Annotated in this window: 11 protein-coding genes; 3 read left to right on the forward strand and 8 right to left on the reverse strand. The window is 38.1% G+C overall.

Annotated features, from left to right (window positions below; translation table 11 throughout):
• Positions 1–126 precede the first annotated feature (126 nt).
• From H5119_RS19160 to H5119_RS19180, 5 genes are all read right to left on the reverse strand, one after another.
• Entirely contained in the window at positions 127–471 is a 345-nt protein-coding gene (locus H5119_RS19160) for a hypothetical protein (protein WP_182703367.1), read from the reverse strand.
• The gene (locus H5119_RS19165; RefSeq protein WP_182703368.1) at positions 472–1,044 is read right to left on the reverse strand and encodes a hypothetical protein; all 573 of its coding nucleotides are present in this window, start codon (positions 1,042–1,044) and stop codon (positions 472–474) included. It abuts the gene before it with no gap.
• A 177-nt stretch (positions 1,045–1,221) separates the two neighbouring features.
• Positions 1,222–1,491, reverse strand: a complete 270-nt coding sequence (locus H5119_RS19170; RefSeq protein WP_182703369.1) for a hypothetical protein — start codon at positions 1,489–1,491, stop codon at positions 1,222–1,224.
• Positions 1,492–2,131: 640 nt separating this feature from the next.
• The gene (locus H5119_RS19175) at positions 2,132–2,557 is read right to left on the reverse strand and encodes a type VII toxin-antitoxin system HepT family RNase toxin (RefSeq protein ID WP_182703370.1); all 426 of its coding nucleotides are present in this window, start codon (positions 2,555–2,557) and stop codon (positions 2,132–2,134) included.
• Positions 2,550–2,939, reverse strand: a complete 390-nt coding sequence (locus tag H5119_RS19180; RefSeq protein ID WP_182703371.1) for a type VII toxin-antitoxin system MntA family adenylyltransferase antitoxin — start codon at positions 2,937–2,939, stop codon at positions 2,550–2,552. The genes H5119_RS19175 and H5119_RS19180 overlap by 8 nt, the downstream gene beginning before the upstream one ends.
• A 653-nt stretch (positions 2,940–3,592) precedes the next feature.
• Between H5119_RS19180 and H5119_RS19185 the strand changes: the two genes are divergently transcribed.
• Both H5119_RS19185 and H5119_RS19190 read left to right on the forward strand, forming a co-directional pair.
• On the forward strand, positions 3,593–3,949 hold the full coding sequence (locus tag H5119_RS19185; RefSeq protein WP_259399043.1) for a hypothetical protein: 357 nt from the start codon (positions 3,593–3,595) through the stop codon (positions 3,947–3,949).
• Between the two features lie 131 nt (positions 3,950–4,080).
• Entirely contained in the window at positions 4,081–5,214 is a 1,134-nt protein-coding gene (locus H5119_RS19190) for a DUF1570 domain-containing protein (RefSeq protein WP_182703372.1), read from the forward strand.
• Positions 5,215–5,974: 760 nt separating this feature from the next.
• Here H5119_RS19190 and H5119_RS19195 read toward each other — a convergent pair.
• From H5119_RS19195 to dgt, 3 genes are all read right to left on the reverse strand, one after another.
• On the reverse strand, positions 5,975–6,823 hold the full coding sequence (locus H5119_RS19195) for an ABC transporter substrate-binding protein (RefSeq protein ID WP_220492918.1): 849 nt from the start codon (positions 6,821–6,823) through the stop codon (positions 5,975–5,977).
• Between the two features lie 106 nt (positions 6,824–6,929).
• Positions 6,930–8,312 carry a cell surface protein gene (locus H5119_RS19200; protein ID WP_182703373.1) on the reverse strand — a complete coding sequence of 461 codons (1,383 nt, stop codon included), beginning with the start codon at positions 8,310–8,312 and terminating at the stop codon, positions 6,930–6,932.
• A gap of 69 nt (positions 8,313–8,381) precedes the next feature.
• Positions 8,382–9,848, reverse strand: coding sequence for a dGTPase (dgt, locus tag H5119_RS19205; protein ID WP_182703374.1), 1,467 nt, complete (start codon positions 9,846–9,848; stop codon positions 8,382–8,384).
• Between the two features lie 190 nt (positions 9,849–10,038).
• Here dgt and H5119_RS19210 point away from each other — a divergent pair, with 190 nt between their 5' ends.
• Positions 10,039–11,262, forward strand: coding sequence for an alkaline phosphatase family protein (locus H5119_RS19210; protein ID WP_182703376.1), 1,224 nt, complete (start codon positions 10,039–10,041; stop codon positions 11,260–11,262).
• Positions 11,263–11,491: the final 229 nt, after the last annotated feature.

The following is an 11,491-nucleotide window of genomic DNA, read 5'->3' on the forward strand; positions in this document are numbered from 1 at the left end:
GGTCTAACCGTTTGATTTTTAGATTCATATACACCTCAAAGTTGAGATGTTATTTTATCAAATTAAAGAGAATTAAGCGTTTAAATTAAATCGAAATTTTTGAAATTGGTCTGATCAATGTCTGTATTAACTACTTTGAAGATAGGTAATTGTACAAAGACACACTATTGTTCCTGCCACTGAAATAGAGTGAATTGCACCTATTACTTTATCAACAGGTCTTGCATATTTGGCTACAAAGCGTCCATCAAACATCGGAGTTGGTACGCGTGAGCGTTCAAAGAATATCGCAAATATATAAAATGATACACTAGCGCCAATGCCTTTATCCCAAGTAGGGGCTTCTACACCATCTTTTTCCATATTTTTGTTAATATGTTTAACTGAAATTCTCGAAAATAAAATGCCAGAAGTAAAAGTACTAATGAGAAAAATAAAAAATAAGTAAACTAAAAAAGATGCAAACTCCATCTATAAAATACCCGTGTGGATAGGCTTGCGATCATAAATGTTTTCCGTCGTTTTTTTGACTAAAGCATTTGTGCCAATACTCATCGCAAATCCAGCGAGAAGACCAACCCCAATAGCAATAATCCATCCGTAAGGTGTTAAAATTAAAGCTGTGCTTAGTGCAGTCGTTAAAGATGAACCCACGTATATACCAAGCCCAGTATAAGCTCCAAAGCTGGCTAGTTCAGTTGATAGACTTCTTTGCCAGTCGCCACCATTCTTGTAATCGTTGTAAACCGAGTTTGCTCTAAAAGCGCCATCGAGTAAGATCATTCCATTACCAAGCCAGCGTCCTGTGTTTTCAATATATTTAATTTTTTTAAATTCTGCGGTGCTACTTATATCTAATTTAGTGGAGTGTTTGGCACTCTTAGCTATGTGAACGCCACGATTTGGGTTAGACCAAACCGTTCCTCTGCGACTTGCACGGTTAGTATTCATAAAACGTTGTAGTTCAGCTTGATATTTAAGTTGAAGCTCTTTAAATAGTCCAAGAGCTTTTTGCTCTAAAGCGACCATATTGTATTTAGGCATGCCTGACTCATGTGCGGCCCGTATATCTTTTAAAGATGCTTCATATTTACCCGCTAAAGTAACAAATTTTGAACTGCGAGCTTCTATTGATGTTGCGCCTGAACCAACAATACCATGTGTGTTGTTTGCTAAAAATGGTATAACTTGAGCTTGAAAGTCAGAAATAGCAAGTAATGTTTAGCTGCCAAAATCTCGCAGCATTCCAGCTATGTTTCTTCTTGATTGTGCTGATAAAAGCGCAAATTGATTGACTATATTTTTTTGTTCTGTTGTGGGAGCGGTTAAAGAGTCAGTGTATTCTTTGCGCCAAATATATGGTGTACCTGAGGTGATTACTTTACTTTTTATGTGATTGTTATCTTGTGAGAAAGTATTGTTTTTATCAGTTTTACATTTTACTACTTCTGCAGTAACTGCATCCAAGCAGATTCTAATTTCTAGAGCCATGACTCAGTATCCTTACTTTTTAATTGTTTAAAAAAGACTAATGATTTTTAATTAAGTAGTCAATACATAATTGCTTTTCATTTAGTAAGAGTAAAGCAATTGTGGTTGCTAATGTTATAGTAAATTCAATAAGCTTCGCTTTTCGCGCGAGCAAGATTTGCGCCTACAGCCAATTTTAAGGCAGCAGCTAAGATATTTTCCCCTTCCACTTCACCTGCAAAACACATAATTAATGAGTAATTACCTCGCATGGATTCGAGAAAAGCGATGCTTGCAAATGGGTGAAAAACGTAGTTTTGAACGAGAGGGTATGGATACCCGAACTGGGCAGCGTACAGGGATGTGAAAGTTGTGCTTTCATCGCGTTTACGTTCATATTAATTTAGTGTTTAAAGATAAGTAAAGTTGCGGGGCACGCCGTGTCGTGTGATTCCAAAGAGAGACCGGCGCTTGTCTTTCTTTGATTGCCATCGCCAACGCGATATAAGTAAATTATTTTAAAAGCTACGCTTTTCGCGCAAGCAAGCTTTGCGCCTACAGGTGTTTGAGTGAGCTTTGTTTAAAAGCCAAAGTGCGAAGTAAATTCGCACCTACGCTTTTGTTGAGCGCGGTGCTTAAATTACTGTAGGTGAGGTTTTATTTATGAATCTTTTTTTAGCTCTGTAATCGCTTTAATGCTAAATACGTGCATAGTTATGTAGTGTTGCTTTTTAATAATTGTTTTTACAATACTTTGATCAATATTTAAGTAATCGTGAACAAGTGCATTTCGTAAGCCTATAATTTTACGCCATGAAAGTAGTTCTGCCTCGCTCAAAAAGCCTAGATTAGTAAGTTCGCTAAATGTTTGATAGGCATTGCTGCTGGTACTACTTTTGTGCTGCTTTAGCCAATGTTTTGATAAACCAATACACACCTCGGTCATTAACTGTAGTAATCGCTCTGCAGCTCGGTAGTCTCTGCTATTAAGTGAATCGATTTGACTGAGTTCGTCGAGTTCATCTATATATTCGTCAATATGGCGTGTTACTTCACTTAAATAAAGTGTAATTCCGGTATCAGTCATGTTTACTCGCTATGGTTTCAAATTCAAACTGGCTATAAATACGTTGCTGCTCTTTCATCGCTCTAACACTATTATTGCTTATAATTATTTTTCCATACTCAATAACGTTGAAAGCTAAATAACTTGGAATAATATTTATATCTATAATAGAAACAAGTTGCTCATTGAGGTTGAGTGCATTACTTATTTCAAGCTCAAGCTCTTTTGGTCTAAGGCGCTTATAAAAGAACTCCAGATCAAAGTTTTTAAATGCTACGGCTAAGTCAATGTCACTATGGGGTTGGGCTGTCCCTTTTGCGTGGGAGCCATATAACCAAACCACGTCAATGTCGGTGTTTTGCTGCAAGTACTTAATTATTTTCTGTATAACTTCATTTGCCACGAAAAACTAACCATTGATAAAAACTGTAATAATAACCTATCAGTTTTCTAGTGAACATTAAAATTGATATTAGTTTTATTTAATAGCAAGCTGGGCATCTGCAGTTGCTTAGATGAGCTTAAGTAATTTATATTTTATTGATGAAGCTTAGATTCTATTATTTATAAATAAGGTAAAGTTAACTTGTGGACGATAAATATACATTTAAACTCAAAAATAACTTATTTACTTCTGAATTAGCTCACATTGATTTATGCATAAAAATAATTAATAGAGTTGCAAATAAGCTGAGTGAGCAAATAATACAATTACCAAGTATGGATGCGTTTATTTAGGTTTGAAAAATAAATTAAAACCAAAATCGCGATGTAAGATCGCACCTACGGTTTTGTTGAATGTGGTGTTTAAATTATTATAGGTGAGGTTTACACCTCGTTTTAAATTGCTTGTTTATTTATTCTCTGTGTAGCGCTTAAAAGTAATGAGGCAATTAACCCTGTTATTCGCCTCATTGTATGAGGCGAATAAATGTTTTTAGGTTGAACGGGCACTGTTGCATGTTAAAAGCTGCACTTTTCGTGCGAGTAATCTTGATGTACTTTAAAGCATTTATAGGTACACTCTTTTAAGCTTATTAATTTAATGGATTAACAATGATTAAATGGATTTTACTAATTTTAACCACAGTATTTGCTACAGAGCTATATGCTGATGAGGCGTACTCCCAAGCTCATTGCGATAGTATTAAAAAAGAACGCGAAGCTATCCGATCGCAATTTAGAGGTGGCTACAGCACAAAAGAAAGTGAGCGTTTAACTGCACGCGATAAAGTTTTATTTACCTTGCTTGCTGATTATTGCAATACACCTAAAAAAGCGAGTAGTTCCTACCAAGCCATTTCCTCTGCGACGACTAAAACATCGAATAGTCATTGGTTACTCAACCAAAAGGTATCAAATATGTCTTTGCACAGTGATAGTTACAGTGACCAAGCCAAACTTGATGCTTGATCTAAATTTTATAAACTGCCTAAACGTTGTCGTAAAAAAGGCATGAGCTCGGCCGACTTTGTGTGGTGCAGTGAATATAGAGGCAAACAAAAAGAGCTTTTTGAAGCACAGTGGAAAGAGCGTTCATAAATATGTTTAAAACAAAATTAAGCGTGGTGTTTGTATTTTTTGTGCTGCTAATTGCATCGGCATTTATTGCTAATCATTTTACTGGGCGGGTATTTAATTATCACGATCCTATAGGCGAGGTTAAACGAATTTATAGTAGTTTATCGTCGAAGGTAGCTACTGAACCGCTAGCAACTAAACAGCCCAAAAATGTAAGCACGGCAACTTTACAAAATGCATTAGTATCTGCCGATAATCATTTATTTCAGGCTAACAATACGCGTTGCGTAGATGTATCGTTAGGTGAGGTTAAATATAAACGTAATGGCGATATATTTACGTGGACAGACAGTGACGGTGTGCCGCATTTTAGTGATAAAAAACCGGATTTTGCAGTGGCAACTTACGATACTGGCTTTATTGAATCGTTAGATTACTTTGAGCTTACCTTAAAAACGCCTAATTTACCGTCGTCGTTTAATCAAGAGCTACGCATTAAACTCAATACTGTATTTAAGGTATATGGGCAGATTATTGGCGTGCATGCACTTAAAAAGGTAAAGCTGAATTTAACGGTATTGCCTACGCGCCGAGCTTATGAGGCCACAATAAAGCAACGCGGTGGTGACCCTACAAACACTGCGGGTATGTATTTTCACGCGAGTAATTCTGCTTTTATTAATTATGACAACGCGCAAAGTGCAATGCGCACGTCTGTTCATGAAGCGGTGCATGCTATTAATAAGGCTGTGTTAGGTTACACACCAAGATGGTTAAATGAAGGGTTTGCGGAGTACTTTGAGCTGACTAAAAATAATATGCAAACGGCTATTGTAGAGCCAAATAGATCGTGGACAACAAATAGCAGTATCGCTAAAAGTGTATTTACAATTAATTGGTTAATCGGCTTGGAGGATACATGGCAAAAAGGCGACAACAGCAAACTTTATGCAAGTAGCTGGGCTGCTATTTATTTTTTAATGGATACACAGGCAGGTAGAGCTTTACTAAAAAATATAATGCTTACTGAGCAACAGTCACCATGTAGCAAGTTGTCTGAACAAAAATTAAAAAAGATATTGTATACACAATTACCAAATCTTAAACGTGAATATTCTCAGTGGTTAAAAATACCTTTTAAAGTACATAATTTTTAACCTGTTTGGAGTGTATTGATGAGGTGAGTGGACGGATGGAAATTAGGTTTGGATTTGCGTTATAAATGCCTCATCCGCAGTGGTTTAAAATTAAAATAAAGCGTGATGTTAGATCATACCTACAAATTAAAAGCTGCGCTTTTTACGCAAGCAAGCTTGGCGTCTACAGGCGTTTAGGTGGGTTTTGTTTGTTGCCACCGCTAATGCGATATAAGTAAATGTAATTAAAAGCTGCGCTTTTTACGCAAGCAAGCTTGGCGTCTACAGGTGTTTAGGTGGGTTTTGTTTGTTGCCATCGCCAGTGCATATAAGTAATTAAAAGCTGCGCTTTTTACGCAAGCAAGCTTGGCGTTTACAGGTGTTTAGGCTGGCTTTGTTTATTGCCACCGCTAGTGCATATAAGTAATTAAAAGCTTCGCTTTTTACGCAAGCAAGCTTGGCGTCTACAGGTGTTTAGGTTGGTTTTGTTTGTTGCCACCGCTAATGCATATAAGTAATTAAAAGCTGCGCTTTTTACGCAAGCAAGCTGAGCGTCTACAGGTGTTTAGGCCAGCTTTGTTTGTTGCCACCGCTAGTGCGATATAAGTAAATGTAATTAAAAGCTTCGCTTTTTACGCGAGCAAGTTCGGTATTTACAGGTGTTTAGGTGGGTTTTGTTTGTATACGCGAGCAAGTTCGGTATTTACAGGTGATTAGGTGAGCTTTGTTTGTAGACGTAGAGCTTGCTCACGTGAGAGGCGTTTAAATGTTCTATGCGGTGTTACTCTACTTCGACGCTAATAAGTGATTTATAAGCGCCGCTTTCTAGGGCATCAAAATACGCTTGGTAGCGGCCTGTTTGCTTAAACTTTACTAACTGTTGGTTAAAAATAACTAATAGCTTTTCGCTGTTTGGGTTATTTTTTGGGAATAATAAAAAACTTTGATTTACTAACACTGGCTTTGGATGATGGCTAATAGCATCAATAAGCTCAGGCAGCTTGGTATTTAAGGTGTGATAACCTACGTTTTGCTCTTCGGCAAAAGCGTCAATACGGCCCATCACTAAACGTTGAAAATTTTGCTCTGTTGTACTTACGCGTGATATTTCAAATAAGCCTTCTTCAATTGCTTTATCAAACTTTTTGCCATAACTGTACACGAGCCCGCCTCCTAGTAGTAGACCTTTTAAATCACTGAGTTTATACCAGCTAAACTGCCGCTGTTTTTGATAAAAAAATACAAACCGTTCATTTAGTACCGCCTCGCTATATAAATAGTGACGTGCGCGGTCTTTTTCAAACATCCACACTGCGGTGGCTGCGTATTTATTATTAAGGGTGTCGTGATAGGCGCGCGGCCAAGGTAAAAATGTAAAGCTGACCTCAATATTGGCTTGTGCAAATACGTCAGTGATCAGGTGAGCAATTACGCCTTTATAGGGTAACGATTCACTTAAAAATGGTGGCCAATCACCAGCGCTAATTTGCAGGGTTTTAAGGTTATTAGTCGCAGCCTGATTTTCTACCTCAATCGCGTGACTGTAATAACTTATAAAAACCATTAACAATAAAGGCATAGCATAAATACAGCATTTTAATTTAGCCATTAGCATAAAACTTATTTGCATAACTTTACCTTTTTTGTATAAATCTTAGTTAAACATAACAATAGCTTGTAAAAGCTGGCTAGTTCATGTTTAAACAGCATATTCGCTCAAGCAAATACGTAAGAAGCTACTCTTTGGTTTGCATGCTTTTAGCGCGCGCTTCTGCATCTATTAACGCTTGTGATTTAGGAGTACGTTTTTTCTTTTCTATAACTGGTTTTTCGGTTGATTCGGGATCCCAGCTTGGATCTAACGATAGGTTTGCAAATGGATTGCTGCTGTCAATTTTTGCAGCTTTAACTTTAGGTTCAACAGGTTTTGGCTTTTCCTGTATTTTTACTCCAGGTAATGGCGCATCAGGATCGAAAGTGCGCACTTCAGGCTCTTTAAAGTCGTGCTCGTTACTAAATAAAGTCGCCTGCGGTGCAAATACTTTTTCAACTGCATGTGCATTTTCATTAGGTGCAGGTGAGTGTATTAACTCAGGGGTTATGATGGCCGGCTCTGAAACTAACTCCTCACCCTTTTGATCATTACTTACTGCGCTTTCGTGCTTATGCGGATTGTTAATTGCTAAGGCATCGGGATCAAATTTACGAACTTCTGGCTCATTAAAGTCATTGGCGCTTTTTATACGCGCTACAGCATTGTTTGCTGCGGCTTCAAACTCTGCGGTATTAAGCTGTGGTATTGGCTCACTTAATATAGCTGATTTTTTTTGATCTAAGGCATTTATTGTTGGTTTTTTATTTATATTATCGGCTGCAGGTTCGGCTACTTTTGCTTTAGATGCATTCAATGGGGGAGTTGTTGGTGTTGGTAATGTTTGCGCTACGCTCGAAATAGCGGTGGTTTCTTTGTTTTGCTTAGCACGGCGCAAACGGACTATAGCCATAACTGCAATAAGCACCACTATAAGCAGTATCAAGCTAGGTAAAAGAAGTGAGTGTGTGCTTTTTACTACTGGCTCAGAGGTTTGAGTAGGAATTAACGTTGGCGCAGGTTTTAATGTTGATAAAGGTGCTGGGAGTACTTCTTTAGTGAGCGTACTGTCTGATTTTATAGGAGTATTCGGCGGGGTTGGCTTTTGCTCTGGAATAACCACTTTTGGATTAGCTTGTGGTTTGTGATTTACTGGTTTTGCATCAAGCATGGCCTGATTTTTATTATCTGTAAGAGGCTCAACAGTGGGTGCCTGTTGTTCATTAACTACGTTTTTATTTACTGTTTCAGTGATTGCTTCACTCACTGCTTCACTGGTTTTTTCGACTACCGGCGTTGGCTTAGCAGTAATTGGTACAGTTTTAATCTGTGTTTGCACTTGCTTGGAAGGGATACAGTTTTTACTGTGATCGCGTACTGCATTACGGTAGTTTCTACTTGTTTTATCGTTACTGTGTTGCTGCATTTCTTGTTTTATAAGTATGCACATAGCCTCGTTATAAGCTGCGCTATTAATACTATAAAGTAGGGCAAAACAAAGTGTGAGGCGTGTAAATAAAGTTATCATAAAGGTAAAAGCGCTTAAACATTAATGGTTTGATTTTAAGCGCAAAATTAAAAATTATCTAGAGTCGGTTTAGTCTATTACCATAAGGCTGCGATATTCGTCGTAAGCAAATTGGTCTGTCATGCCACTTATATAATCTTGAATTAATCTACAGCGGTAGTAAAACTCATAGGCGGCAAAATGATCGGGCTCTTCTTGCATGGCATCTATGGCATGTTGGTAGCTATTTAGGTGTTTTTTAGAAAGCTTTTTAACCAAGCGTGATTCTATTAATAGACGTGAGTCGCCGTTTAATGCGCGCTTAAAGTCATCGCTGTTTAATAGCAGTAATGGCTTATAGCAATCGAGTAGGCCGTTAATAATTCGGTAACCTTGCAGCTCTAGCTTTTCGACCTCTTTGTTAGAAAAAACATGCTCAAGGGCTACTTGTTTTAGTGTTTTGGTTACCGCGTGTAGGTGGCTTCTGTCTTCTAATAGGGCATAGTTAAAGTCGCCATGATAAATAGGCTCTATGTTTTCGATAAACCGTTTTGCAGCATGGCCAACGAGCGGGTGCAGTAGTGATACTCTAAGGTATATAAAAAACTCACTGTTAAAATTGTACGGCTGGGCTTTGGCGCGATCGAGTGCGTAATCTACCGCTTTATCTACAAAGTTTTCATGCTCGGTGTCGTCTATTGTAAGGTTTATAAGTGCTTTTTTATAATGACTTTTAAGCTGTGTGCAAAGGAACTCGGTACTTATTATGCCCTTTTCTACAGCGTCTTCTATATCGGCTAGGCAATACGATATATCGTCGGCAGCTTCCATTATGTAACTTGCGGGATGGCGGCAATATGGCTCAATAGTGAGCTCGTTTTGCAATGCTTCAACAAAGGCTTTTTCGCTGTAGTAGTAACCTACTTTTTTCATTAAGTAATTTTTGTTTTGCGGTATGTTTTTTACATCAAGTCCCGCTGGACGAGTGTATTTTAAAATACCGGCGCTTTGGCTATACGTTAAATTAAGCGTTTGTAAAGAATGAATAATACGTATGCCTTGAGCATTACCTTCAAAGTTACAAATATCAAGCGCAAGGTGTTTAAATACCACACCTATGCCGGTATTAGGCTCTTGGCAACGTGTTGGTGTAATACTCACTAAGTTATTATTAAACCAATGGTTAATTGCAGCTTCGCCAAAGTGACCAAAGGGTGGATTGCCTATGTCATGCATCAGGCAGGCCATTTCGACTAAGCTTTCGAGTGGGCGTTCAAGCCCTGTTAGCCCGTAGTCTTTTTGCTGTTGGTAGCTTAAATTAGCAAAAATACGCTGCACTATAAAACGACCAACTTGCTGTACTTCAAGTGAATGAGTAAGACGCGAACGAACTGCTGCATTACGCTCAAGTGGAAAAACTTGTGTTTTTTGCTGCAACCGACGAATAGCTGCGCTATTTATTATGCGACCACGGTCGCTTTCAAGCGCCATTTGCAAGTTAGATGTAGTGCGATACATACGCGCTGGCGTTATTTTTTTACTAAAGTCGATAGTCATCGTAGTCCTTTTTATAATTGATGACTGGCAAATTAAGTGCGCGATGTCATTCTTTATTAATACTTAAACGTTAATATATACACCTAGGCGAGTTAGGTACAGGTGCTTGTATCATTTGGGTGTCGCCAATTGTATTATAAAGTTAGATTTTTCAGTATTTAACGTATTTTAAAGCAGGCGAGTAATTATGATGAAGCAATGGATTCTAAAGGTGATAGCGCTATGCCTTTTAGTAGGAATAAGTAGTACTGCGTTTGCAGCAAAAGAGCAAACCGTGGTGCTGGTATCAATTGATGGCTTGCGTTGGGATTACATTGAAAAGCACGGCGCAGAAAATTTAAAAGCAATGGCTGATCGTGGCGTTCGCGCTCAAAAATTGATCCCAGTTTATCCAACTAAAACGTTTCCTAATCATATTTCTATTATTACGGGCTTATTGCCGGTAAATCATGGCATTGTTGATAATAGTTTTTGCGATAAAGCGCGTAAAAATGAATGCTATAGCATGGGTAAAGCGCTGGGCGACAGTACATGGGTAAAGGGTATTCCGCTTTGGAATTTGGCAAAAATGCAGGGGCTTAAATCTGCAACTTACTTTTGGCCTGAGTCGGATGCGTTATTTAACGGTATGACCCCTGATTACTATTACCATTACTCAAAATACAGTGACTATCAAAGACGTGTTGATCAAATTATTCAGTGGTTAAGTTTACCAAAAGCACAACGTCCGCGTTTTGTAGCAAGTTATTTTTCATTGGTTGATAGTATGGGCCACGAATTTGGCCCCGATGCGCCACAAACTCGTGATGCCGTTAAGCAGCTAGATGAATTAATGGGGCAGTTGCAAACGCGTTTAAGTAAACTAGAGCAAGATGTAAATTTAGTTATTGTCTCTGATCATGGTATGACAAGCATCGACCCCGAAAAAAGTATTGATACAACGACCCTTCCTCAAGATAAAAACTTTTTAGTAAAAAACACGGGGCCACGTTTGCTTATTTACACGCAACCCGATGCTAAAAATGCCGATATTAAAGGCTACAAGGCACGTTTACAAAAAGCAGCAAACGGGCGCTATACTGTATTAACTGACGCGCAATTAGCTGCATATCATTATAATAAAGGTACTCGCGTAGGTGATATTGTGGTGCAAACGACCGCGCCAGCGGTATTTACTAATGGTAAAAAGCCAATGTACTTAGGCACTCATGGTTATGCATATACAGAGGATATGGCGGCATCACTTATTGCTGTTGGCCCTGCCTTTAAGCAAGGTGTAAGCCTCGAAAAAGTAAGTAACCTTGATATCTATCCGGTGCTTGCAAAAGTAATGGGGCTTAAATTGTTAAACAAAGTGGATGGCGATGGCAAAACGTTAATGCCAGCAATTAAACAAAAAATGATTGTGCATTAGTAAGGCAAAAAAAGAGCGCCGAAGCACTCTCAAGGGAAGAATATATTATACCCATTCGTATAAATTGTTGAACAATCAAAGGGAATACTTAAACGAATGGGCATATTAATACCAATTTTATTAAAAACATGATCATTCTAGCGTATTAAATAACTCACTAACGACGTTAAAAATTATTTATATAGAACAACTATGTATCATAATTTTAGCCTTGTTATTGAGCTATTTT

It is taken from the genome of Pseudoalteromonas sp. SG45-5 (genome assembly GCF_014164085.1).
Lineage (GTDB): Bacteria > Pseudomonadota > Gammaproteobacteria > Enterobacterales > Alteromonadaceae > Pseudoalteromonas > Pseudoalteromonas aliena.

What these genes read in the sequence shown, in the direction of transcription:
- H5119_RS19170 (WP_182703369.1), bottom strand. Translation starts at nt 1,491, where the DNA reads ATGGCTCTAGAAATTAGAATCTGCTTGGATGCAGTTACTGCAGAAGTA.
- H5119_RS19165 (WP_182703368.1), bottom strand. Translation starts at nt 1,044, where the DNA reads ATGCCTAAATACAATATGGTCGCTTTAGAGCAAAAAGCTCTTGGACTA.
- H5119_RS19195 (WP_220492918.1), bottom strand. Translation starts at nt 6,823, where the DNA reads ATGCAAATAAGTTTTATGCTAATGGCTAAATTAAAATGCTGTATTTAT.
- H5119_RS19190 (WP_182703372.1), top strand. Translation starts at nt 4,081, where the DNA reads ATGTTTAAAACAAAATTAAGCGTGGTGTTTGTATTTTTTGTGCTGCTA.
- dgt (WP_182703374.1), bottom strand. Translation starts at nt 9,848, where the DNA reads ATGACTATCGACTTTAGTAAAAAAATAACGCCAGCGCGTATGTATCGC.
- H5119_RS19185 (WP_259399043.1), top strand. Translation starts at nt 3,593, where the DNA reads ATGATTAAATGGATTTTACTAATTTTAACCACAGTATTTGCTACAGAG.
- H5119_RS19210 (WP_182703376.1), top strand. Translation starts at nt 10,039, where the DNA reads ATGAAGCAATGGATTCTAAAGGTGATAGCGCTATGCCTTTTAGTAGGA.
- H5119_RS19160 (WP_182703367.1), bottom strand. Translation starts at nt 471, where the DNA reads ATGGAGTTTGCATCTTTTTTAGTTTACTTATTTTTTATTTTTCTCATT.
- H5119_RS19200 (WP_182703373.1), bottom strand. Translation starts at nt 8,312, where the DNA reads ATGATAACTTTATTTACACGCCTCACACTTTGTTTTGCCCTACTTTAT.
- H5119_RS19175 (WP_182703370.1), bottom strand. Translation starts at nt 2,557, where the DNA reads ATGACTGATACCGGAATTACACTTTATTTAAGTGAAGTAACACGCCAT.